Below are 22,716 nucleotides of genomic sequence, written 5' to 3' on the forward strand. Positions count from 1 at the left end.
CCTGTGCGCCTGGCCCTGCTCGGTTGCGGCACCGTTGGTGCCGAGGTGGTCCGGCTGCTGCATGAGCAGTCGGCGGACCTCGCCGCCCGGATCGGTGCTCCCCTGGAGATCGCCGGCATCGCGGTACGCCGGATCGGGCGCGACCGCGGCGACCTGCCGGTCGACCCGGCCCTGTTCACCACCGACGCGCTCGGGCTGATCAAGCGCGACGACGTCGACGTGGTGGTCGAGGTGGTCGGCGGGCTGGAGCCGGCGCGTAGCTGGCTGTTGGAGGCGCTGCGGGCCGGCAAGAGCGTGGTCACCGCGAACAAGGCGTTGCTCGCCGAGGACGGCGGTGCACTGCACGACGCGGCGGCCGAGGGCGGCGGCGACCTCTACTACGAGGCGTCCGTGGCCGGGGCGATCCCGCTGTTGCGCCCGTTGCGGGAGTCGCTGCACGGGGACCGGGTGACCCAGGTCACCGGCATCGTCAACGGCACCACCAACTTCATCCTCTCCGCCATGCACGCCACCGGCGCCGGCTTCGCCGAGGCGCTGGAGGAGGCGACCGAGCTGGGGTACGCCGAGGCCGACCCGACCGCCGACGTGGAGGGCTTCGACGCGGCGGCCAAGGCGGCCATCCTCGCCTCGCTGGCCTTCCACACCCGGGTCAGCGCGGCCGACGTGCACCGGGAGGGCATCACCGAGGTCACCGCGGCCGACATGGCCAGCGCGAAGGCGATGGGCTGCACGATCAAACTGCTCTGCATCGCCGCTCGGGGCGCGGACGCGGCCGGCCGGGAGACGATCAGCGTGCGGGTGCATCCGGCGCTGATCCCGCTGAGCCACCCGCTGGCCAGCGTCGGCGACGCGTTCAACGCGGTCTTCATCGAGGCCGAGGCCGCCGGGCAGTTGATGTTCTACGGGCGTGGCGCGGGTGGCGCGCCGACCGCCAGCGCGGTGCTCGGCGACGTGGTGGCGGTGGCCCGCAACCGGCTCGCCGGGGTCCGCGCGGCCAGTGAGTCCGCGTACGCGGCCCTGCCGGTCCGGCCGATGGGGGAGGCGCTCACCCGCTACCACATCAGCCTCGACGTGGCCGACCGCCCGGGTGTGTTGGAGGCGGTGGCCGGGGTGTTCGCCCGGCACGACGTCTCCATCGCCACTGTGCGGCAGGGCCCGTCGGGTGGCGGCACGGGCGACGCCGTACTGGTGATCGTGACCCACGTGGCGCCGGACGCGGCACTCGCGGCGACCGTCGACGAACTGCGCGGCCTGGAGATCGTCCGGTCGGTGGCGAGCGTGCTGCGCGTCGAGGGCGGCCTGTGACCAACACTCGGCCACGGATGCTGTGACGGCTCGGCCACGGACGCTGTGACGGCGGCGTCCCGGCAGGTGGGTGGCCGGGGGTGCGCCCGGAACCGCTCCGCAGGGCTGCGCCAGGCTGGCGGTGGCCGAACGGGCATGACGAGGATGAGGAGAGCGACATGTGGCGGGGCTTGATCGACGCCTATCGGGACCGGTTGCCGGTCACCGAGGCCACGCCCATTGTCACCCTCCACGAGGGCAACACCCCGTTGCTGCCCGCGCCGGTGCTCTCCGCCAGGCTCGGCTGTGACGTCTACCTGAAGGTGGAGGGCGCGAACCCGACCGGCTCCTTCAAGGACCGCGGCATGACCATGGCGGTCTCCAAGGCGGTCGAGGCCGGCAACAAGGCGATCATCTGCGCCTCCACCGGTAACACCAGCGCCTCCGCCGCCGCGTACGCCGCCCGGGCCGGGGTGACCTGCGCGGTGCTCGTGCCCCAGGGCAAGATCGCGCTGGGCAAGCTGGCCCAGGCGCTGGTGCACGGCGCCAAGCTGCTCCAGATCAACGGCAACTTCGACGACTGCCTGGCGCTGGCCGCGAAGCTCTCCCAGGACTACCCGGTGGCCCTGGTCAACTCAGTCAACGTCGACCGGTTGCACGGCCAGAAGACGGCGGCGTTCGAGATCGTCGAGGCGCTCGGCGACGCGCCGGACATCCACTGCCTGCCGGTGGGCAACGCCGGCAACATCACCGCCTACTGGATGGGCTACACCGAGGACCGGGACGCCGGCAACGCCAGCCGCACCCCGAAGATGTACGGCTTCCAGGCCGCCGGCGCCGCGCCGATCGTCACGGGGAAGGTGGTGTCCGAGCCGTCCACCATCGCCACCGCCATCCGGATCGGCAACCCGGCGAGCTGGACGAAGGCCCTCGATGCCCGGGACGCCTCCGACGGCCTGATCGACGCGGTCACCGACCGGGAGATCCTCGCCGCCTACCGGCTGCTGGCTCGGGAGGTCGGCGTCTTCGTCGAACTCGGCAGCGCGGCCAGCGTCGCGGGCCTGTTCCAGCAGGCCGCCGCCGGCCGGGTGCCGGCCGGGTCCACCGTGGTCTGCACGGTCACCGGGCACGGTCTGAAGGACCCGGAATGGGCGATCTCCACCGCTCCCGCCCCGGTCACCATCGCCAACGACCCGATCGCCGCCGCCCGCTCTCTCGATCTCACCTGACCCCCACCCACCCCATCTTGATCATGGGGTGTGACGGCGGAATCGCCGGTGGCGTCGTTGCGGATCGGTGCCGCCCCGGAGACCGACGGGCGGATCGGTTCGGGCACACTGCTCGTACCCAGGACCGTCTCCCTCAGGAGTGAGCCACGCCGATGTCGCTGCTCGCCAGATTCAGCCTCGCCAACCGGGGGCTGGTAGCCCTCATCGCGGTGGTGACCACAGCGTTCGGTGTGTACGCCGTGCCGTCGCTGAAGCAGCAACTCCTGCCGTCGCTGGAGTTTCCCGCCGCCTTCATCGTGGCCTCGTACCCCGGTGCCGCCCCGGAGGTCGTCGAGTCGCAGGTGACCGAGCCGATCGAGAACAGTCTGCGGGGCATTCCCGCCCTCGACACCGTCACCTCCACCTCCCGTGAAGGCCTCACCACCATCACCGCCCAGTACGAGTTCGGCACCGACCTGGACGACGTGGTCGGCAAGATGCAGACCGCGCTGAACCGCACCCGCCTGCCCGAGGGCGTCGACCCGCAGGTCTTCGCGGGCAGCACCGACGACCTGCCCGCCGTGGTACTGGCCGCGAGCGGTGGTGGCGACGAGCGCGCCCTGGCCGGCAAGCTGCGCGACATCGTGGTGCCGGAGCTGGCGGCGATCGAGGGCGTCCGCAGCGTCGAGCTGACCGGCGTCCGGGACGACCTTGTGGTGATCATGCCGGATCCGACCAAGCTGGCCAGGGCGAAGGTGCAGCTGACCGCCATCGGCACCGCCTTGCGGGCCAACGGGGTGACCGTACCGGCCGGCGCCGTGGCCGACGGCGAGCGCACCCTGCCGGTGCAGGTCGGTTCTCCGCTGGCCACGCTGGACGAGCTGCGCGGGATCGTCGTCGCGCCACCGGCCGGCAAGAAGGGCCCCGTCCGCCTCGGCGACGTCGCCACCGTCACCGAACAACTCGCCCCGCCCACGGCGATCACCCGCACCAACGGCGCGGAGAGCCTGGGCATCGCGGTCACCGCGGACCCGGACGGCAACGCCGTGGAGATCTCGCACGCGGTCACCGACCGGCTCGCCGAGCTGCGCGAGGCCACCGGTGCCGAGCTGACCGTCGTGCTCGACCAGGCTCCCTTCGTGGAGAAGTCCATCAAGACGCTGAGCACCGAGGGCCTGCTGGGTCTGATCATGGCCGTGGTGGTCATCCTGGTGTTCCTGCTGTCGGTGCGCTCCACGGTGGTCACCGCGGTCTCCATCCCGCTGTCCGTGGTGGTCGCACTGCTCGCGCTCTGGATCGGCGACTACTCGCTCAACCTGCTCACCCTCGGCGCGTTGACCGTCGCCGTCGGTCGGGTGGTGGACGACTCGATCGTCGTGCTGGAGAACATCAAGCGCCACCTCACGTACGGCGGAGCCAAGCGCGAGGCGATCCTCACCGCCGTCCGCGAGGTGGCCGGAGCGGTCACCGCGTCCACCCTGACCACGGTCGCGGTCTTCGCCCCGATCGCACTGGTCGGCGGTTTCGTCGGCCAGCTGTTCGCACCGTTCGCGATCACCGTCACCGTGGCGTTGCTCGCCTCGCTGCTGGTCTCGCTGACGGTGGTCCCGGTGCTGGCGTACTGGTTCCTCAAGCCGGTGACCGGGGCCGACGGTGCCGCGATCCGCCGGGCCGCCGAGCAGCGGGAGCTGCGCAATCCGCTGCAACGGGCGTACCTGCCGGTCATCCGGTTCGCCACCGGCCGGCGAGCGTACCGCTGGGCGACCCTGGCCGCCGGCCTGCTCGTGCTGGTCGGCACTTTCGGTCTGGCCCGTCAGCTGGAGACCAACTTCCTCGACGACTCCGGCCAGGACACCCTCAACGTCCGGCAGGAGCTGCCGGTCGGCACCGGGCTGGCCGGCACCGACGCCGCGGCCCGACGCGTCGAGGCGGTGCTGGCGGAGACCCCGGGTGTCCAGTCGTACCAGGTGACCGCGGGCGGTGGCGACACGCCGTGGGCCGGGCGTGCCGGCAACAACGTGGCCAGCTACGCGCTGCGGCTCGACGGCGACACCGACGCCGCCGAGATGCGCGGCATCCTGCGGGAGCGGTTGGCGCAGCTCGGCGCGGCGGCCGGCGAGATCACCTTCCCGGCCGGTCAGGGCGGGGCATCCGCCAACGAGCTGGCGGTGGTGGTCCGGGCCGCCGACCCGGAGGCACTGGCCCGCGCCGCGGAGCAGGCCCAGGCGGCGCTGGCCGGTATCGCGGGGGTCGAGGACGTGTCGACCACCCTGGCCGACCGGGTGCCGCGGATCGAGGTGAAGATCGACCGGGTCGCCGCCAGCCGGGCCGGGCTCAGCGAGGCCGCGATCGGCGAGCTGGTGGGGCAGGCGTTCCGCGGTACGCCGGTGGGCCAGGTGAGCCTGGACGGCGGCCAGCGGAACGTGGTGCTGCGCCTGTCGGCGCAGCCGCCGGTGACGGTGGAGGAGCTGAAGGCGCTGCCGGTCGGCCCGGTGCGGCTGGACGCCATCGCCGAGGTCACCGAGACCGAGGGGCCGCAGCAGGTCCGGCGGATCGACGGCGAACGCAGCGTCTCGGTGACCGGCACGGTCACCGGCTCCGACCTCGGCGCGATCAGCAAGGAGCTGGAGAGCCGGCTCGACGCGATCGACGTGCCGGGTGCGACGCTCACGCTCGGCGGGGTCAGCGCCGAGCAGCGGGACACCTTCGGCGACCTGTTCCTGGCCGTGCTGGCCGCGATCGCGATCGTCTTCCTGATCATGATGGCGACGTTCCGCAGCGTGGTCCAGGCGCTGATCCTGCTGGTCTCCATCCCGTTCGCGGCCACCGGCGCGGTGGTCCTGCTGCTGGCCACCGGTACCGCGCTGAGCGTGCCGGCGCTGATCGGCGTGCTGATGCTGGTCGGCATCGTGGTGACCAACGCGATCGTGCTGCTGGATCTGGTGAACCAGTACCGGGCACAGGGGCTCGGGGTGCGCCAGGCGGTGGTCGAGGGCGGCCGGCACCGACTGCGCCCGATCCTGATGACCGCGATCGCCACCATCTTCGCGTTGATGCCGATGGCTTTCGGGCTCACCGGCGAGGGCGGTTTCATCTCCCGGCCGCTGGCGATCGTGGTGATCGGTGGGCTGCTCAGCTCCACCCTGCTCACCCTGATCTTGGTGCCGACGCTGTACGCGATGGTGGAGGACACCAAGCAGTCGCTACGGACGCGGCGCCAACGCCGATCCGGCGCGATCGCCGTCGACGAGGGGCCGGACGGCGGCCCGCACCGGGCCGACACTGAGCCGGCCGGGCCCATTCCGGTGGGCGCCTCGGTCGGCAGCGGGTCGGCCGACGTCCCCGCGCCGCAGAGCCGGCCGGTGCCGGCGGCACCCTCCGGCGCGCTGGTGGACGGCACCGACCAGTTCGAGGTGCTCCGGCTGCCGAAGAGCCACAAGTCGCCGTTCCCGCCCAGCGGCTGATCCGCCGGCGACGTCCCGGCGGGTCTCGATCCGCCGGGACGTCGTGTGTCCGGGTTGCGACCAAAGCCGCCGGCAGCCGCCCGGTATGGTCCGCCCCGTGGCGTCCACCCTCTCCGTCCTCACCGGCAACCGGCACTTCCGCAACCTGTTCCTGGCCCAACTGGTGGTGTTCGGCGCTGACTGGTTCGTCATGGTGCCGCTGCTGGTGCTGCTGCCGAACCTGACCGGCAGCGGTGTGTGGGGCGCGTTGGTGCTCGCCGTGGACACCGGCATCGTGGCACTGCTGCTGCCGTACACCGGCACCATCGCGGACCGGTTCGACCGCCGCAAGATCATGATGTTGGCGAACGGCGCCGCGCTGGCCGGCGTGCTGCTCCTGCTCGGCGTGCGCGACGCCGGTACGGCCTGGTTGGCGATGCTCGGCATCGGTGTGGTCGCGGTGGCCAAGGCGTTCTACTCCCCGGCCGCGCAGGCCGCCCTGCCCAACGTGCTCGAGCCGGAAGAACTGGCCGCCGGTAACGCGGTGGCCGGGTCGGCCTGGGGCACGATGACGATCGTCGGCGCGTCGCTCGGTGGCGTGCTCAGCGCCGCGGCCGGGCCGTACGTCTGCTTCTGGGTCGGCGCGGTGGCTCTGGTCGGCGCGGCGGGCCTCACCGCGCGCATCCGCCGACCGTTGCAGGCCCCGCGGCAGCAGGGCGGGGCGACGCCACAGACCTGGGCGGCCATCCGTGAGGCACTGGGCTACATCGGGCATCGCCCGCGGGTGCTGGCGCTGGTGACGGTGAAGTCGGCGGTGGGCCTGGGTAACGGCGTGCTGACCGTCTTTCCGCTGCTCGCCGGGGTGTACGCGGTCGGCCCGGTGGGTGCCGGCCTGCTGTTCGCGGTGCGCGGCGCGGGCGCCCTGGTCGGCCCGATCCTGATGCGTCGGGTGCTGACCAACCGCGCGTGGCTGCTGCCGGGGCTGGCACTCTCCATGTCGGCGTACGGGCTGGCCTACCTCGGCGCCTCGGTGGCGCCCTGGTTCCCGCTGGTGCTGGTACTGGTCTTCGTGGCGCACTTCGCCGGTGGCAGCAACTGGGTGATGTCCAACTTCGCCTTGCAACAAGAGGTGCCGGACCGGTTGCGGGGGCGGGTGTTCGCCACCGACATGATGCTGGCGACCCTGGCGATCTCGGTCAGCCAGCTGGCGGTGGCGGGAGTGGTGGACGCGGTGGATGAGCGAGTCGTGCTGGCCGGCTGCGGCCTGGTCACGCTGGTGTACGCGGTCGGCTGGCGGATCGCGACGCGTCGGCTCCCGCTCGTCACACCGGTCGGCGATCCGACGCGGTCTCGCTGAAACAACCGCCGGCGGATCCCAGGAACCGGGCGGCGTTCGGTGACGTCGGCATCGCGCCCTAGCATGGGCCCGTGTCGACCACATTCGCCACCGGGCCGGTCCGGGTCCGGGTTCCCGCCACCAGTGCGAACCTGGGACCGGGCTTCGACGCGTTGGGTTTGGCCCTCGCGCTTCACGACGAGGTGTCCGCCGAGGTGACGACCGGCGGTGTGACGGTGGCGGTGACCGGCGAGGGTGCCGGCCAGTTGCCGGTCGATGACGAACACCTCGTGGTCCGCGCGATGCGGACGGCCTTCGACGAACTCGGCGGGCAGCCGTCGGGGTTGGCGGTGGAGTGCGTGAACCGCATTCCGCAGGCGCGCGGGCTCGGCTCCTCCTCGGCGGCGATCGTCGCCGGTGTGCTGCTGGCCCGGGCCCTGGTGGTGGGCGGGGAACGCCTCCTCGACGAGGACGCCGTGCTACGGCTCGCCGCCCGGATCGAGGGCCACCCGGACAATGTGGCGCCCTGCCTGCTCGGTGGTTTCACCGTGGCCTGGACGGAACCTTCCGGGGCGCGGGCGGTGTCGCTGCCGGTGGCCGACGGCGTACGTCCGGCGGTGCTGGTTCCCGCCGAGCACGGGCTGACCGCGTCGGCCCGCGCGGTGCTGCCGGCGGCCGTGCCGCACGGCGACGCTGCCTTCAACGCCGGCCGCGCGGCCCTGCTGGTGCACGCGTTGACCACGCAGCCGGCCCTGCTGCTGCCGGCCACCGCCGACCGGCTGCACCAGGACAGTCGCGCACCCTCGATGCCGGGCACGGCTGCCCTGGTCAATGGGTTGCGTGAGATGGGTGTGGCGGCGGTGGTCAGTGGGGCCGGCCCGACCGTGCTCGCCCTTTCTGAGCTGCCCGAAGGCTTCGAACCGGGAACAGATTGGCGAGTTTTGCAGTTGGCGGTAGACGTACCCGGCGCACAGGTCGGACGGGGTAGACTCGGACACGCGGAGCGGGACCCTGTTGCCGCAGGTCGGAAGAGTTGATTACGCTCTAGACTTAGCACAGCCGCGAAGCATGCGATCTTCTGCGGGTCGGCGCACCCCCGAAGCTTTCGGCGGTAAGCCCGTCATCCCTGCCTAGGCCCACGCCGCACCGCAGTCTTCACCGGTCGCCGCAGGCGGCGACACCCGCTCACCGGCTTCCTGGTGGGTCGGGCGACCGACCGGCTGCTGTGTCACAGACTCCCGCAGAGCGTCATGCGAGGCGGGTGCACCGAGGCCGCCCGGCCACCTGATTGTCGATCCCGGGCAGTCCCGGCCTATCGAGGGAAGGAATCCATTGAGCGACACCACCGACGTGACGTCGGATGTTTCCAACGTCGCTGGCAATGCCACCACCGCTGCCCCTGCCCGCCGCCGACGTAGCGGCACAGGGCTGTCGGCGATGCTGCTGCCGGAGCTGCAGAGCCTGGCCGCGTCGCTCGGCATCTCGGGGACGGCTCGCATGCGAAAGGGCGAGCTGATCAGCGCGATCACCGAGCGGCAGGGCGGCGCCGCCGGGGCCCCTCGACCACGGGCCGAGGTCGCGGCGGCCGCCGCCCCGGCCCGCGAGGAGGTTCACGCGGAGGTACGCGACACGGCTGAGCAGCCGCAGGCCGAACGGCGTGACGCCGAGCAGCCGGCGGCGAGCGCCGAGACCGAGGGGCGTACCCGGACCCGGCGCAGCCGGGCAGCCGCGACCGAGCCTCGTGCCGAGGAGACCGTCGCGGAGGCTGCCGGCGAACAGGCCGAGGGCCGGACCGGCCGCGACCGCGGGGAGCGGAGCGATCGTGTCGAGCGCGAGGAGCGGGCTGAGCGCGGTACTGAGCGGGCTGAGCGCGGTGCCGAGCGGGCTGAGCGCGGTACTGAGCGGGCTGAGCGCGGTGCCGAGCGGGCTGAGCGCGGTGCCGAGCGGGCCGAGCGCGGTGCCGAGCGCGGGCAGCGGACCGAGCGGGACAACGACGGCGACGACGATGGCGATGGCGGCGGCCGACGCAGCCGACGCAGCCGCTTCCGGGACCGTCGGCGGGGGGGCCGTGGCGATCGCGGCGAGTCCGACAACGGCCGCGAGCCGCAGGTCGGCGAGGACGACGTGCTCGTACCCGTGGCCGGCATCGTGGACGTGCTCGACAACTACGCCTTCGTCCGGACCACCGGCTATCTCGCCGGGCCGAACGACGTGTACGTGTCGATGTCCCAGATCAAGAAGTACGGCCTGCGGCGCGGTGACGCGATCACCGGCGCGGTGCGGGCGGCCCGCGACGGGGAGCAGCGGCGCGACAAGTACAACCCGCTGGTCCGGCTGGACACCATCAACGGGATGGAACCGGACGAGGCGAAGCGGCGGCCGGAGTTCTACAAGCTCACCCCGCTCTACCCGCAGGAGCGGCTGCGGTTGGAGACCGAGCCGCACATCCTCACCACCCGGGTGATCGACCTGGTCATGCCGATCGGCAAGGGGCAGCGGGCGTTGATCGTCTCGCCGCCGAAGGCCGGTAAGACCATGGTGCTCCAGGCGATCGCGAACGCGATCACGCACAACAACCCGGAGTGCCACCTGATGGTGGTGCTGGTCGACGAGCGGCCCGAAGAGGTCACCGACATGCAGCGATCGGTCAAGGGCGAGGTGATCGCGGCCACGTTCGACCGTCCGCCGCAGGACCACACCACCGTCGCCGAGCTGGCGATCGAGCGGGCCAAGCGCCTGGTCGAGTTGGGCCACGACGTGGTCGTACTGCTCGACTCGGTGACCCGGCTGGGTCGGTCGTACAACTTGGCGGCGCCGGCCAGCGGCCGGATCATGTCGGGTGGTATCGACTCGACCGCGCTTTACCCGCCGAAGCGGTTCCTCGGTGCGGCCCGCAACATCGAGAACGGCGGCTCGCTGACCATCCTCGCCACCGCGCTGGTGGAGACCGGCTCGATGGCGGACACGGTCATCTTCGAGGAGTTCAAGGGCACCGGTAACGCGGAGCTGAAGCTGGACCGGAAGATCGCCGACAAGCGGACCTTCCCGGCCATCGACATCCACCCGTCCGGTACGCGCAAGGAGGAGATCCTGCTCGCGCCGGAGGAGCTGGCCATCGTGCACAAGCTCCGCAAGGTGCTGCACTCGCTGGACTCGCAGGCGGCGCTCGACCTCCTGCTGGACAAGCTCAAGCAGACCCGGACCAACATCGAGTTCCTGATGCAGATCGCCAAGTCGACGCCGGGGGAGTGATCCTCTCCCGAGGAACGAAGGGCGCAGCCGTTCCGGTTGCGCCCTTCACCCGTTCAGAAGTCGCCCTCGGCGACCTGGAAGACGGTGAGACCGAGTTCCCGCCACATCTTCACCACCTGCGCCCGGTCGTCGAAGACGCCGACCACCCGGTAGCGGCCCTCGATCTCGTGCTCGAATATCTCCCGTTTGACGATCGAGTCCTTGCGTGAGTCGCCGACCGCCCGCAGGTGCAGGGCCAGGTACGGCACCTTGACGTGCCGGGCGAGCCACGCCTCGGTGGCGGCGCGGGCCGTGGCGTCCCGGCCGGAGCAGAAGATCACGCCGTAGCCGGCGGCGTGCATCGCCCGGATCGCCGCGATCACGGCAGGGTTCGGGGCGTCCTCGCCGACCCGGCTCATGTCGTACGGGCTGCGTGACACATTCAGCGCCACGGTGCCGTCGATGTCCACCAGGACGATCTCCGGTGGTTCGGCCGACGGCGGGTGCACCGCCGCGGGCCGCCCGGTGCGGGCCTGCGGTACGGGAAGCGGCAGCGTCCTGCCCGCCAGGTAGCGCTCGTGCAACCGCCGGATCGCCGCCTCGCCGACCCGGTCGGCCTCCGGGCGGGCGGCGTCGCGGCGCAGGCACTCCTGAAGCGGTACGTCGGTGAAGTCGTGCACCTCGAACTCGGCGCCGTAGCGGGTGGCCAGGTCCGCCCAGTCCCGCAGCCCACGGGAGCGCAGGTTGGTGTCGTCCACGCAGACATCGGCGCCGGCCCGGAGCAACGCCTCGACCTGGGCCCGCTGGGCGACGGTGACCTGCCATTCGGCCCGCTGGGTGAAGAGTCGTTCGCCGTGCAGCATCCGGCGCAGATCGTCCCGGTTGACCCGGACCACGGACGGCTGAAGGGTCCGGGCGAATGTGGTCTTGCCGCTGGCGGGCAGGCCTCGGGTGGCGATCAGGCGGGCCATGGCTCCTCCGTGTCGTCGTACGTCCGGGTGGTCTCGCGGACGCCCGTAGCCGGGCGCCCGGGCGGGGCACGCGGACCGTACCGGGTGAATGCCCGGCGCGGCGGCGGGAATACGAGATGGCCAGGTGCACGTTGCCGATGCCGGACCTGTGGTGCGGCCCGCTTTCCGGGCTGGCTGACGCCCGTGGCACACTGGTCAGTCGGCCACCGGTTCCGGTTCACGCCCCGATGAGCGCATCAAGCCCAGGGCGACCCGGCGACCACGACGAGAGGACCGAGGCGACATGAGGCAGAACATCCACCCGGAGTACGTGACCACCGAGGTCACCTGCTCCTGCGGCAACACCTTCACCACCCGCAGCACCGCCAAGGGCGGCTCGATCCACGTCGAGACGTGCAGCGCCTGCCACCCGTTCTACACCGGCAAGCAGCGCGTCCTGGACACCGCCGGCCGGGTCGCGAAGTTCCAGCAGAAGTACGCCAAGGTTCAGGCCAAGAAGGCCAAGTAGCTCCTCGTTCGACGCCCGCGTCCGGTTTCCCGCCGGGCGCGGGCGTCGGCCGTCTTTCGTCCCGGTCTTCCGTCATCCCTAGGAGCAATCCCCCGCATGAGCAGCGAGCGCCTGGCCGCCCTCCTCGACGAGTACGCCGAGTTGGAGAGGCGGTTGGCCGATCCCACGATTCACGCCGACCAGGGCACCGCCCGCCGGGTGGGTCGCCGGTACGCGGAACTGGTCCCGCTGCACAAGGCCGCCGCCGAGCTGGAGCAGGCCCGGGCGGATCTGGCCGCGGCGCGGGAGTTGGCCGCCGAGGACGCCTCCTTCGAGGCCGAGGCCGAGGCGATCGCGTCGACGTTGCCCGGGTTGGAGAAACGGCTGGCCGAGTTGCTGATCCCGCGTGACCCGCACGACGCCAAGGACGTCATCGTCGAGATCAAGGCCGGCGAGGGCGGTGAGGAGTCGGCGCTGTTCGCCGGCGACCTGTTGCGCATGTACACCCGGTACGCGGAGCGGCGCGGCTGGCTCACCGAGGTGATCGACGCTCAGGACTCCGACCTCGGTGGAGTCAAGGACGTCTCCCTGGCGATCAAGACCAAGGGGGTGCCGGAGGGCGGCAACGGGGTCTGGTCCCGGTTGAAGTGGGAGGGCGGCGTGCACCGCGTGCAGCGGGTACCGGTCACCGAGTCGCAGGGACGCATCCACACCAGCGCGGCCGGTGTGCTGGTGCTGCCCGAGGCGGAGGAGGTCGACGTCACCATCGACCCCCACGAGCTGCGCATCGACGTGTACCGCTCGTCAGGGCCGGGCGGCCAGTCGGTCAACACCACCGACTCGGCAGTGCGGATCACCCACGTGCCCACCGGCATCGTGGTCTCCTGCCAGAACGAGAAGTCCCAGTTGCAGAACCGGGAGCAGGCGTTGCGCATTCTCCGGGCCCGGCTGCTCGCCGCCGCTCAGGAGCAGGCCGACGCGGCCGCCTCGGACGCCCGCAAGGCGCAGGTGCGTACGGTCGATCGTTCGGAGCGCATCCGCACGTACAACTTCCCCCAGAACCGGATCACCGACCACCGGATCGGCTACACGGCGTACAACCTGGATCTGGCGCTGGACGGGGAGCTGGACGGCGTGCTCGACGCCCTCAGCGAGGCCGACCGGGCCGCCCGCCTGGCCGGCGAGGCCGAACTCGCCCGGCGCTGATCCGCCTTCAGGCGCTGCGCGGGCGGACCTTCGCCCGCAGCATCTCGCGGTCGGCGGCCTCGAAGGCGGCGCTGAGCGCGTCCCGCTGGCCGGGGCCGCCGGCGCGCACCTCGGAGAAGCCGATGCTCACGCCGACCGGTGTGCCCGGCACGAGCGACTCCCAGTCCTCGGTGCGTACGGCGGCGTCGATGCGGCGGGCCACCTCCGTCGCCTCGGTCATCCCCGCCCCCGGCAGCACCACCACGAACTCGTCGCCGCCGTAGCGGGCCACGAAGTCGCCCCGGCGCATCACCCGGTTGATCACACCGGCGATCCGCTGGAGGACCAGGTCCCCCGAGTGGTGTCCGTGGTGGGTGTTCACCGCCTTGAACCCGTCGAGGTCGCAGACGCCGATCACCACGCGCTCGCCCCGGGACACCACCGCCGCGATGTAGCGCTCCAGCCGGCGCCGGTTCGGCAGCCCGGTCAACGGGTCGGTCAGCGCTTCGCCCTCGAAACGCGCCGCCTCGCGCCGCATCTCCTCGTGGTCGATCCGGGCCGCGATGCCGTCGATGTAGACGTCACGGAGCCGGTCGTGCCGCTGGGCGGCGAGCCGGAAGGCCAGCCGGTCGGCGCGGTGTGCGCCCGCGTGATCCCCCGCCCGGGCCAGCGCCATGCTACGCAGCCGGGCCCCTTCGGCGGCGCCGAGCGTCTCGGCGGCCACCTGGACGGTGTCCAGCCGGGCGATCGCCTCGACCGGTCGGCCGGCGGCGATGGCCAGGCAGACCTGACCGAGCTGGCGCATGTCCCGGGCCCGGGCGCTGTCCGCGCCGTGCCCGAGCAGTCGGGCCGGATCGCTGTCCGCGTCGGCGTCGTCGACGCGATCGCCGAGGGCGGCCCGGCGGGCACCGGCGTAGCCGTAGGCGGCCAGGCTGCTGGGGCGCAGCCGGTCGGCGCGACCGGCCGCGATGAACCGGTCGAGGTCGACCGCGACGTCCCGCAGCACGCGCAGGCAGCCGTCGCTGTCGCCGGTGTGGTCCAGCGCCACGGCGTTGCGCAGCCGGATGCCCGGTGCGGCGAACGTCTCCTCCGGGATCCCGGCGGCGGTGCCGAGCTGCCGGGCTCGCTCGATCGCCCCGAGCGCGTAGCCGTGGAAGCTCAGGTACGAGTAGGCCATCGCCAGGTCGTGCCAGCCCCAGGCGGTGTCCCGGTCCGGGTCGTCCACCGCGTTGAACGCGCGTGCGGCCTTGACCAGATGCGTGACGCAACGGTCCAACGCGCCCTGATGGTGCGCGGCCAACGCGGCCAACGCGTGAAGGTGCCCGTGCAGGTAGGGCTCGGCGAGGTCGCGTACGGCGGCGGCGGCCTCCTCGATCGCCCGGGTGTACTCGGCCGTCCGGCCGAGGTTGATCAGCGCGGAGAGACGCTGTACGAGCGCGTCGGCGCGGGCCTGGGGATCCCGGGTGACCCGTAGCACCCGCTCCAGGATCGCGTACGCCTCGACCGAGCGGCTCACCTCCTGCAGCGCCCGCGCTTTTGTCAGGGCGTCAACCTGGTCATCGACCCGGTCGAGCCAGCCCACCCGCGACCTCCCGTCGGTGTGTCGCCTGCACCTGCTTATGCACGTGCACCGCGACGCCTCATGATTATTGCGTGACCACCGAGCCGCAACACCCGTCCGAAGGGGCGGGACAGCGACGGGCCACTCCCGTAGTGGCCGACGCCGCCCGTGACCTGGCAAAAGCCGGTGTGACCTCGGCGCGGGCCGAGGCCGAAATGCTGGCCGCGTACGTGCTCGGGGTGCCCCGGGGACGGCTGGCCCTGGCCGAAGGCTTCACCGACGGGCAGCTCGAGCATTTTCGGAATCTGGTGCGTCGCCGATCGGCACGGGAGCCGCTGCAGCATCTGACCGGCAGTGCCGGCTTCCGGCATCTGGAACTCGCCGTCGGGCCGGGCGTCTTCGTGCCGCGCCCGGAAACCGAACTGCTCGCCGGCTGGGCCGTCGAGCGGGCCCGGAACGGCGGGGGCGCCGAGCCGTTGGTGGTGGATCTGTGCAGCGGCTCCGGGGCGATCGCGTTGTCGGTGGCCCAGGAGGTGCCGGCCGCCCGGGTGATAGCGGTGGAGCGTTCTGCGGCCGCACTGTCCTGGCTGCTCCGCAACGCGGCGGTGCGGGCCGCCGCGGGGGACCGACCGATCGAGGTGGTCGAGGCGGACGCGACCGATCCGGACCTGCTGGCCGAACTGGCCGACCAGGTGGACGTGCTGGTGTGCAACCCGCCCTACGTTCCGCAGTCGGTGGCCGTACCGCCCGAGGTGGCCGGGCACGATCCGGCGGAGGCGGTGTTCGGCGGGGCGGACGGCCTGGCCGTCATCGGGCCGGTGATCCACCGCGCGGCGACCCTGCTGCGCCCCGGCGGTGGACTCGGCATCGAGCACGACGACACGCACGGCTCGGTGGTCCCCGGCCTGCTCGCTGCGGACGGCCGCTACACGGCGATCGCCGACCACCAGGACCTCGCCGGCCGGCCCCGATTCGTGACCGCGTCCCGCCGCGCGGACCGTCCAGCGCCCGAGCCGGCCGACACATGGCAGACTGGCTCCTCGTGATGCTCTACGACTGCCGGTCGCTCGCCGACCGGGACCGCGGCATCGCTGCGGCCATCGAGGCGGTTCGCAACGGCGAACTGGTCGTCCTGCCGACCGACACGGTTTACGGGATCGGCGCGGACGCCTTCACCCCGTACGCGGTGAAGGCCCTGCTCGACGCCAAGGGCGCGCACGTCCCGCCGCCGGTGCTGATCGGCTCCCGGCACACCCTCGACGGCCTGGTCTACACGCTGCCGACCGCGGCGCGTGACCTGGTGGAGGCGTTCTGGCCGGGTGCGCTGACCATCCTGGTGAAGCACTCGGCGAGCCTGCGCTGGGATCTCGGTGACGACAGCGGCGTGGTGGCGGTGCGGATGCCGCTGCACCCGGTGGCGTTGGAGGTGTTGCGGGAGACCGGCCCGATGGCCGTCGCCTCGGCCAACAAGACCGGCCAGCCACCCGCGCTCACCGCCGACGAGGCGCGCGACCAACTGGCCTACTCGGTGCGGGCGTACCTGGAGGCCGGACCGGCCTCCGATCCGATGCCGAGCACGATCGTGGACCTGACCGGCGACGAGCCGGTGGTGGTCCGGGAGGGCGCGATCGGCCTGGCCGAACTGCGTGACGTGGTGCCGGATCTGCGCGAGAGTCAGGTGGCGTAGTGCCTCCCTTCACCGTCCTGCACGTCTGCATGGGAAACATCTGCCGCTCGCCGATGGCCGAGCGGCTGCTCACCGTCGCCGTGCGGGAGCGGCTGACCCGACGCGACGTCGACCCGGCCCGGGCCGACGAACTGCTGCACAGCCACAGCGCGGGCACCGGTGGCTGGCACGCTGGCGAGGAGATGAACCCGCCGGCGGCTCGCCAGGTGGTCAGCCGAGGCGGCGACGTCTCCGGTTTCGCCGCGCGCCGGCTGCGCTCGGAGCACATCGACGCGGCCGACCTGGTCCTGACCGCCACCGCCGATCAGCAGGAGTACGTCGTGGCGCTGCGTCCCGACGCCGCCGCCCGCACCTTCGTGCTGGGCGAGTTCGGCCGGCTGCTGGCCGCCCTGGATCCGGCCGGGCTGCCGCCGGCCGAGGTCACCCCGGACGCGGTCCACGCCCGTGGCGTGGCGCTGGTCGACACCGCGGACGCCGCCCGCCAGGGCAGCACCCCGTTGCCCTCCGACGACCTCGACGACCCATGGGGGCGCGGTGACCAGTGCTTCACCCGCGTGGCCGACGAGATCGAGGAGACCGTGCACCCGCTGGCCGCGGTGCTGCTGCCCTGAAAGCCTGAATTTCCTCCAGGTATGGGGGAAACGGTAGCCCAGAGGACGATTAGCGCCATTCTGGGAGGGTCCTGACGGCTCCTGCGGGGAGAGCTGATGACCCGGGCCTTTCTGCCGAAAATGTTCACCGTCCTGCTGTCCGGCGCACTGGCCGGCCTGGTGCTGGCGGCGGCGGCCCTGCCGGCCGCGCTGGTGTTCGGCTTCGGCTTCTCGGCGCTCGCCGCGCCGTACGCGGAGCTGCCCAGCACGTTGCGTACGCCACCGACCGCCCAGCGGTCGAACCTGTACGCCAACGACGGCACCACCCTGATCACCTCCTTCTACCAGGAGGACCGGGTGGATGTGCCGCTGAGCGAGGTGGCGCCGGTGATGCGCCAGGCGATCATCGCCGCCGAGGACGCCCGCTTCCACGAACACAACGGAGTCGACCTGCGCGGCATCGCGCGTGCCTTCACCGCCAACCGGCGTGACGGCGTCACCCGGCAGGGCGCCTCCACGCTGACCATGCAGTACGTCCGCAACGTGCTGAGCACCGACCCCCGACTGAACGAGGCGCAGCGGGCCGCGGCCACCGAGGTGAGCACCGCCCGCAAGCTCCGGGAGATCCGTTACGCGCTGGCGCTGGAGCGGGAGCTGAGCAAGGACCAGATCCTCACCCGGTACCTCAACATCGCCTACTTCGGGGCCGGTGCGTACGGCATCGCCGCCGCCAGCAAGCGCTACTTCTCCACCTCCCCGGCGGAGTTGACGCTGGCCCAGGCGGCGATGCTGGCCGGGCTGGTCCGCTCCCCGCACACCGACGACCCGATCAACGGCGATGCGGACCGCGCGCTGGCCCGCCGCGGGTACGTGCTGGACCGGATGGTCGAGTCCGGCCAGTTGGCGCCCGACCTGGCGGTGAAGACTCGGGCCGAGCCGCTGAACCTGCGGCCCAGCGAGACCCCGAACGACTGCACGGCGGTGCCCGAGGGGCACAACGACCTGGGCTTCTTCTGCGACTGGTTCACCCGCTGGTGGAACGATCAGGCCGCGTTCGGCGGCAGCGTCGACGAACGGCAGCGCACCCTGCGCCGGGGCGGGTTCACCATCGTCTCCTCGCTCGACCCGTCCGTGCAGCGGGCCGCCACCGAGCAGGTCCGGCGGGTCTACTCGGTGGACGACCGGTACGCCATGCCGACCGCCGTCATCCAGCCGGGCACCGGACGGGTCCTGGCCATGTCGGTCAACCGGGTCTACGGCGTGGCGGCGAACCCGCCGGGCCAGAAGAACTACCCGAACACGGTCAACCAGCTCGTCGCCGGGGGCGGCAGCATCGTCGGGTACCAGGCCGGGTCCACCTTCAAGCTCTTCACCCTGCTGGCCGCCCTGGAGGCCGGGATGCCGCTGAACACCGTCTTTAACGCACCGCGGCGGATCGTCACCGGATACCGGGTCAGCGGCGAGACGAGCTGCGGCGGCTACTGGTGCCCGGAGAACGCCAACTCGTTGACCACCGGCGAGCAGGACATGTGGACCGCGTTCGGCCGCTCGGTCAACACGTACTTCGTCTGGTTGACCGAGCGGGTCGGCGCGGACCGGGTGGTGGAGATGGCCGAGCGGCTGGGCATCGTGCTGCGGGCCGAGGAAGACGCGCAACTGGCCCGGCACGGTGCGCGCGAGTGGGGGCCGTTCACCCTGGGCGTGGCCGCCACGACCCCGCTGGACCTGGCTGGCGCGTACGCCACCCTGGCGGCCGAGGGCACCTGGTGCGCGCCCACTCCGATCACCTCGATCACCGATGCCAACGGTCGCCGGGTGACCGCCGGGCAGCCGGACTGCCGGCAGGTGCTCGACGTCGACGTGGCCCGCGCCGGGGCCGACGCGGCCCGCTGCCCGGTCGGCGACCAGTCCATGTACCACGCCTGCGCGGGCGGCACGGCCACCCCGCTGCGCAGGCAGCTCGGCCGGCCGGTCGGCGGCAAGACCGGCAGCTCCGAGCGGTACGCCACGGAGACTCTGGTGGCCTTCACTCCGCAGCTGGCGGTCGCCGCGATCGCGGCGAACCCGGACGACCCCCGCGACGCGGTCGGTCGGGTGGTTCAGACCGAGATGGTGGAGTCGGTGGGGGAGATCCTCGACTTCGCGCTGCGGGACCAGCCGGTACGCGACTTCGTGCCGCCGAGCGAGCGGACGGCGTGGCGGGCCACCGGGCAACGTACCGGCGAGTGACGCAGCGAGGTGTTAGAAGGGGGCCCTTTCAATGCAAAAGGCGTTAATAAGGGGCCCTTCCTTGCGCGTGTGGGTGTTCGGGGTGGGGTCTCCTAGACTCGGTGTGTGGAGACCGCCAAGGGCACCGCCTGGGGGCCGGACGTGCAGCTACCCCGCGCCGGGGAACCCGGCGCCATCCGCGCTCGCCTGCCCCACCTCCGGCTGCCCCTGCTCGCCTGCGCCGCGCTGGCCGTGGTCGGCTTGCCGGCGGCCGCCTGGCTGCGCGGTCCGACCGGCGCGGCGGGGGTGGTCGCCGGGATCGGCCTGGTGGTCGTCAGCTACCTGATCTCCGGTCTCTCGGTCGCCTGGGCGGACGCGGTGCACCCCAAAATGATCATGTCGGTGGGGTTGGTCACCTACGCCACGAAGATCGTCTTCCTGGGCGTGGCGATGGCGGCCATAGCGGCCACCGGCTGGCCCGGGCTACCCGATATGGGGGTCGCGATCATCGCGGCCGTGGTGGTCTGGACGGGAGCCCATCTGACCTGGGCGCTGCGCACCCCGCTGCCCACCGTGCACCGCTCGCCTGCGCACTGACCGTACGGGCGGTGTTTCCCCGGCGTTTCGTCGACCTTCCCGGCTGGCCGGACAGGAGTAGGCTGACCGTGGCTTGACGCGCCCGCACCCACCGCCCGCACGCTGCTCGCAGTGTGGGGGGTGCCGCACACTTGCGAAACAACCGGCTGATAGTGTTCGCCTCGTCATGGCCGACAACCCTCATCGCGAAAGCTCCGACGAGCAATCGTCGGAAGGCGTCGCCGGAGCCGTTCTTGGCTACCTGCTCGCCGGCATCGTGGTGTGGGGCTTCCTCGGCTGGTTGGCGGGGGAATTCCTCGGACTGCCGGCCGGCGTGGGGATTGCCGTGGGCATGATGCTCGGCGCAGCCGGAGCGATCTACCTGATCATGAAGAGGCTCAGTGCCTGAGTGCCGGCACGCGCGGGTCTGTCGAGTGCGGAGGATGACACGGTGAGCGGACAGCTGGTCGCAGCGGGCCTTCCCTGGCCCCCCAGCGTCGAAGACTTCTATCCGCCGGATGTCGCCGGCCCGTGGGTCACGAAGTTCACCCTCATGATCTGGCTGGCCGTCGGGCTGCTGATCATCTTTTTCATGGCCACCTACCGGAATCCCAAGCTCGTGCCGAGCAAGGGGCAGTGGATGGCCGAATCGGTCTACGGCCTGGTCCGCGACAACATCGCCCGGGAACAGATGGGCAAGGACGGCATTCGGTTCGCGCCCTATTTCACGGTGCTGTTCTGCTTCATCGTGGTGACCAACCTCTTCGGCGTCGTCCCCGGGCTGCAGATCTCGCCGAACTCGCACATCGCCTTCCCGATCGTGCTCGCGCTGGTCTCCTACGTGATGTACCTCTACATCGGTGCCCGCAAGCACGGCCTGGCCCGCTACCTCAAGCAGAGCCTGATCCTGCCGGGCGTGCCGTGGCCGATGCACTTCCTGCTGATTCCGATCGAGTTCCTGCAGACCTTCGTCGTCCGGCCGGTCACGCTGGCGGTCCGGCTCTTCGCCAACATGTTCGCCGGGCACCTGATCCTGCTGGTGTTCACCGTCGGTGGCTTCGTGATGCTCGCCTCGGACAACCTCTTCGTCCAGATCTCGTCGTTGGCCGCCTTCCTCATGGCGATTGTGATGGCCTTCTTCGAGGTGCTGGTCGCGCTGTTGCAGGCGTACGTCTTCGTCACCCTGACCGCCAACTACATCGGCAGCTCGCTCGCCGACGAGCACTGATCCACACAGACTTCGGCGGGCCGCCCGGCCTGGCCAGAGCTTCCAGTAAGACCGCGTACGCGTGAGACCTCACGCGTCTACTAGGAGGAATACCCGCAATGACTGATCTTGCCGCCATCTCGGGCAGCGTCAACACCATCGGCTACGGTCTTGCCGCCATCGGCCCCGGTATCGGCGTCGCGCTGGTCTTCGCGGCCTACATTCAGGCGAGCGCCCGGCAGCCGGAGTCCGCTGGCTACAACCGCACCTGGCTGGTCCTGGGCTTCGCGCTGGTCGAGGCGCTCGCGCTGTTCGGCCTGGTGCTCGCCTTCGCCGTCAGCTGACCATCCGTTAGTCGACCCGGAGGTCTGACATGAATCTCGCCGCCGAAGGCCACCACCCGCTCGTGCCGATCTGGCAGGAGCTCGTCATCGGGTCGATCGCCTTCGCCCTGCTCTGCTTCGTCCTGATGAAGTTCGTGCTCCCGCGCATGGAGACGATGTACCAGGCGCGGGTCGACGCGATCGAGGGCGGCCTCAAGCGTGCCGAGGCTGCTCAGGCCGAGGCCAACCAGCTGCTCGAGCAGTACCGGGCCCAGCTCGCCGAGGTGCGTACCGAGGCGGCCCAGATCCGGGACGACGCCCGCGCCGACGCCGAGTCGATCCGTACCGAGATTCTGGCCAAGGCCCGTGAGGAGTCGGACCGGATCATCGCCGCCGGCCGGGAGTCGCTGGCCGTGGAGCGCCAGACCATCGTGCGCGAGCTGCGCGCGGAGGTCGGTGGCCTCGCGGTCGACCTGGCCAGCCGGATCGTGGGCGAGTCGCTCGCCGACGAGGCCCGCCGCAAGGGCACCGTCGAGCGCTTCCTCACCGATCTCGAGAGCGCGGGGGCCCGCTGATGCAGGCCGCCAGCCGGGAGTCCTACGCCGCCGTCCTCGCGCGGCTGGAGGAGTACGTCCGGGGCACCGAGGCGTCGGCGGTTGCCGCCACCGGCGCCGAACTGCTCGCCGTGGCGGATCTGCTGCGGCGGGAGGTTCGGCTGCGCCGGGCGCTCTCCGACCCGGCCCGCGAGGGCGCGGATCGCAGCGGGCTGCTGAACTCGGTGCTCTCCGGCAAGGTGGGCGCGGACGCGCTCGACCTGCTCGGTGCCCTGGTCACCGGCCGCTGGTCGGCCCCGTCGGAGCTGCTCGACGGTGTCGAGCGGCTCGGTGTGCAGGCCCTGCTCGCCAGTGCCGACCGCGCCGGCGAGCTGGGCGAGGTCGAGGACGAGCTGTTCCGCTTCGGCCAGGTGGTCGCCGCGGACCCGCAGCTGTCCAACGCCCTGTCCGACCCGATCGCGCCGGTGGCCCAGCGGGCCGAGCTGGTCGGGATGCTCCTGACGGGCAAGGCCCGACCGGTGACGGTGCGACTGGTGGAGGCGGCCCTGGCCGGCTTCGGCGGCCGGTCGTTCTCCGCCGCGCTGACCCGGCTGGTGGAGCTGGCGGCGGAGCGGCGGGACCGGCAGGTGGCGTACGTCACCGTCGCGGCGCCGCTCACCGAGGACGAGGAACGGCGACTGGGCGATCGGCTTTCCGCCATATACGATCGACAGGTCGCTGTCAAGCTTACGGTTGATCCGACGATCCTCGGCGGAGTGAGCGTCCGGGTGGGTTCGGACCTGTACGACGGGACGATCCTGCGCCGGCTCAACGAGACCCGTAACGCGCTCGCGAAGCGCTGACCAGCACCCCGCGAAGCGCCCGG

At 71.8% G+C, this 22,716-nt stretch carries 20 protein-coding genes; 18 read left to right on the forward strand and 2 right to left on the reverse strand.

Going from position 1 to position 22,716, the window contains the following annotated elements:
* The first annotated feature begins 3 nt into the window (after window positions 1-3).
* The 6 genes from Vqi01_RS18215 to rho all read left to right on the forward strand — a co-directional run bounded on the left by Vqi01_RS18215 (window position 4) and on the right by rho (window position 10,523).
* The gene (locus tag Vqi01_RS18215) at window positions 4-1,305 is read left to right on the forward strand and encodes a homoserine dehydrogenase (protein ID WP_204036027.1); all 1,302 of its coding nucleotides are present in this window, start codon (window positions 4-6) and stop codon (window positions 1,303-1,305) included.
* Between the two features lie 158 nt (window positions 1,306-1,463).
* The gene (gene thrC, locus Vqi01_RS18220; protein WP_204036001.1) at window positions 1,464-2,513 is read left to right on the forward strand and encodes a threonine synthase; all 1,050 of its coding nucleotides are present in this window, start codon (window positions 1,464-1,466) and stop codon (window positions 2,511-2,513) included.
* Between the two features lie 152 nt (window positions 2,514-2,665).
* Window positions 2,666-5,956: an efflux RND transporter permease subunit gene (locus tag Vqi01_RS18225; protein WP_204036002.1), complete on the forward strand. Its 3,291-nt coding sequence runs from the start codon at window positions 2,666-2,668 to the stop codon at window positions 5,954-5,956.
* Between the two features lie 97 nt (window positions 5,957-6,053).
* Entirely contained in the window at window positions 6,054-7,292 is a 1,239-nt protein-coding gene (locus Vqi01_RS18230; protein ID WP_204036003.1) for an MFS transporter, read from the forward strand.
* Between the two features lie 71 nt (window positions 7,293-7,363).
* The gene (thrB, locus tag Vqi01_RS18235; RefSeq protein WP_204036004.1) at window positions 7,364-8,308 is read left to right on the forward strand and encodes a homoserine kinase; all 945 of its coding nucleotides are present in this window, start codon (window positions 7,364-7,366) and stop codon (window positions 8,306-8,308) included.
* Window positions 8,309-8,603: 295 nt separating this feature from the next.
* Window positions 8,604-10,523 carry a transcription termination factor Rho gene (gene rho, locus Vqi01_RS18240; RefSeq protein ID WP_204036005.1) on the forward strand — a complete coding sequence of 640 codons (1,920 nt, stop codon included), beginning with the start codon at window positions 8,604-8,606 and terminating at the stop codon, window positions 10,521-10,523.
* A 53-nt stretch (window positions 10,524-10,576) separates the two neighbouring features.
* Here rho and Vqi01_RS18245 read toward each other — a convergent pair whose 3' ends face one another.
* Entirely contained in the window at window positions 10,577-11,473 is an 897-nt protein-coding gene (locus Vqi01_RS18245) for a phosphatase domain-containing protein (RefSeq protein ID WP_204036006.1), read from the reverse strand.
* A gap of 283 nt (window positions 11,474-11,756) precedes the next feature.
* Here Vqi01_RS18245 and rpmE point away from each other — a divergent pair, with 283 nt between their 5' ends.
* Both rpmE and prfA read left to right on the forward strand, forming a co-directional pair.
* Window positions 11,757-11,981, forward strand: coding sequence for a 50S ribosomal protein L31 (rpmE, locus tag Vqi01_RS18250; RefSeq protein WP_204036007.1), 225 nt, complete (start codon window positions 11,757-11,759; stop codon window positions 11,979-11,981).
* A 96-nt stretch (window positions 11,982-12,077) separates the two neighbouring features.
* Complete coding sequence (gene prfA / locus Vqi01_RS18255; protein ID WP_204036008.1) at window positions 12,078-13,166, forward strand: peptide chain release factor 1; 1,089 nt, start codon at window positions 12,078-12,080, stop codon at window positions 13,164-13,166.
* A gap of 7 nt (window positions 13,167-13,173) precedes the next feature.
* On the opposite strand, the gene Vqi01_RS18260 is transcribed toward prfA, so the two are convergent.
* Window positions 13,174-14,727 (reverse strand): GGDEF domain-containing protein, encoded by a 1,554-nt coding sequence (locus Vqi01_RS18260; protein ID WP_204036009.1) that lies wholly within the window; start codon window positions 14,725-14,727, stop codon window positions 13,174-13,176.
* A 71-nt stretch (window positions 14,728-14,798) separates the two neighbouring features.
* Between Vqi01_RS18260 and prmC the strand changes: the two genes are divergently transcribed.
* The 10 genes from prmC to Vqi01_RS18310 all read left to right on the forward strand — a co-directional run bounded on the left by prmC (window position 14,799) and on the right by Vqi01_RS18310 (window position 22,693).
* The gene (gene prmC / locus Vqi01_RS18265) at window positions 14,799-15,752 is read left to right on the forward strand and encodes a peptide chain release factor N(5)-glutamine methyltransferase (RefSeq protein ID WP_204036010.1); all 954 of its coding nucleotides are present in this window, start codon (window positions 14,799-14,801) and stop codon (window positions 15,750-15,752) included.
* The gene (locus Vqi01_RS18270) at window positions 15,731-16,393 is read left to right on the forward strand and encodes an L-threonylcarbamoyladenylate synthase (RefSeq protein WP_239098479.1); all 663 of its coding nucleotides are present in this window, start codon (window positions 15,731-15,733) and stop codon (window positions 16,391-16,393) included. Before prmC ends, Vqi01_RS18270 begins: the two co-directional genes overlap by 22 nt.
* A complete protein-coding gene (locus Vqi01_RS18275) occupies window positions 16,393-17,004 on the forward strand; it encodes an arsenate reductase/protein-tyrosine-phosphatase family protein (protein ID WP_204036011.1) in 612 nt (203 codons plus the stop codon). Before Vqi01_RS18270 ends, Vqi01_RS18275 begins: the two co-directional genes overlap by 1 nt.
* Window positions 17,005-17,100: 96 nt before the next feature.
* Window positions 17,101-19,212, forward strand: coding sequence for a transglycosylase domain-containing protein (locus tag Vqi01_RS18280; RefSeq protein ID WP_204036012.1), 2,112 nt, complete (start codon window positions 17,101-17,103; stop codon window positions 19,210-19,212).
* Between the two features lie 105 nt (window positions 19,213-19,317).
* Complete coding sequence (locus tag Vqi01_RS18285; protein ID WP_239098480.1) at window positions 19,318-19,788, forward strand: Cg1360 family ATP-synthase-associated protein; 471 nt, start codon at window positions 19,318-19,320, stop codon at window positions 19,786-19,788.
* Between the two features lie 166 nt (window positions 19,789-19,954).
* Window positions 19,955-20,176 (forward strand): hypothetical protein, encoded by a 222-nt coding sequence (locus tag Vqi01_RS18290; protein WP_204036013.1) that lies wholly within the window; start codon window positions 19,955-19,957, stop codon window positions 20,174-20,176.
* The gene (gene atpB / locus Vqi01_RS18295; RefSeq protein ID WP_204036014.1) at window positions 20,177-20,995 is read left to right on the forward strand and encodes a F0F1 ATP synthase subunit A; all 819 of its coding nucleotides are present in this window, start codon (window positions 20,177-20,179) and stop codon (window positions 20,993-20,995) included.
* Window positions 20,996-21,093: 98 nt separating this feature from the next.
* The gene (atpE, locus tag Vqi01_RS18300) at window positions 21,094-21,318 is read left to right on the forward strand and encodes an ATP synthase F0 subunit C (protein ID WP_137780880.1); all 225 of its coding nucleotides are present in this window, start codon (window positions 21,094-21,096) and stop codon (window positions 21,316-21,318) included.
* A gap of 29 nt (window positions 21,319-21,347) precedes the next feature.
* Window positions 21,348-21,872 (forward strand): F0F1 ATP synthase subunit B, encoded by a 525-nt coding sequence (locus tag Vqi01_RS18305; RefSeq protein ID WP_204036015.1) that lies wholly within the window; start codon window positions 21,348-21,350, stop codon window positions 21,870-21,872.
* The gene (locus Vqi01_RS18310; RefSeq protein WP_204036016.1) at window positions 21,872-22,693 is read left to right on the forward strand and encodes a F0F1 ATP synthase subunit delta; all 822 of its coding nucleotides are present in this window, start codon (window positions 21,872-21,874) and stop codon (window positions 22,691-22,693) included. The genes Vqi01_RS18305 and Vqi01_RS18310 overlap by 1 nt, the downstream gene beginning before the upstream one ends.
* Window positions 22,694-22,716: the final 23 nt, after the last annotated feature.

Source organism: Micromonospora qiuiae, assembly GCF_016863555.1.
GTDB lineage: Bacteria > Actinomycetota > Actinomycetes > Mycobacteriales > Micromonosporaceae > Micromonospora > Micromonospora qiuiae.

What these genes read in the sequence shown, in the direction of transcription:
- prfA (WP_204036008.1), top strand. Translation starts at nt 12,078, where the DNA reads ATGAGCAGCGAGCGCCTGGCCGCCCTCCTCGACGAGTACGCCGAGTTG.
- Vqi01_RS18245 (WP_204036006.1), bottom strand. Translation starts at nt 11,473, where the DNA reads ATGGCCCGCCTGATCGCCACCCGAGGCCTGCCCGCCAGCGGCAAGACC.
- rpmE (WP_204036007.1), top strand. Translation starts at nt 11,757, where the DNA reads ATGAGGCAGAACATCCACCCGGAGTACGTGACCACCGAGGTCACCTGC.
- Vqi01_RS18280 (WP_204036012.1), top strand. Translation starts at nt 17,101, where the DNA reads ATGACCCGGGCCTTTCTGCCGAAAATGTTCACCGTCCTGCTGTCCGGC.
- Vqi01_RS18290 (WP_204036013.1), top strand. Translation starts at nt 19,955, where the DNA reads ATGGCCGACAACCCTCATCGCGAAAGCTCCGACGAGCAATCGTCGGAA.
- Vqi01_RS18305 (WP_204036015.1), top strand. Translation starts at nt 21,348, where the DNA reads ATGAATCTCGCCGCCGAAGGCCACCACCCGCTCGTGCCGATCTGGCAG.
- Vqi01_RS18225 (WP_204036002.1), top strand. Translation starts at nt 2,666, where the DNA reads ATGTCGCTGCTCGCCAGATTCAGCCTCGCCAACCGGGGGCTGGTAGCC.
- atpE (WP_137780880.1), top strand. Translation starts at nt 21,094, where the DNA reads ATGACTGATCTTGCCGCCATCTCGGGCAGCGTCAACACCATCGGCTAC.
- Vqi01_RS18310 (WP_204036016.1), top strand. Translation starts at nt 21,872, where the DNA reads ATGCAGGCCGCCAGCCGGGAGTCCTACGCCGCCGTCCTCGCGCGGCTG.
- thrC (WP_204036001.1), top strand. Translation starts at nt 1,464, where the DNA reads ATGTGGCGGGGCTTGATCGACGCCTATCGGGACCGGTTGCCGGTCACC.
- Vqi01_RS18270 (WP_239098479.1), top strand. Translation starts at nt 15,731, where the DNA reads ATGGCAGACTGGCTCCTCGTGATGCTCTACGACTGCCGGTCGCTCGCC.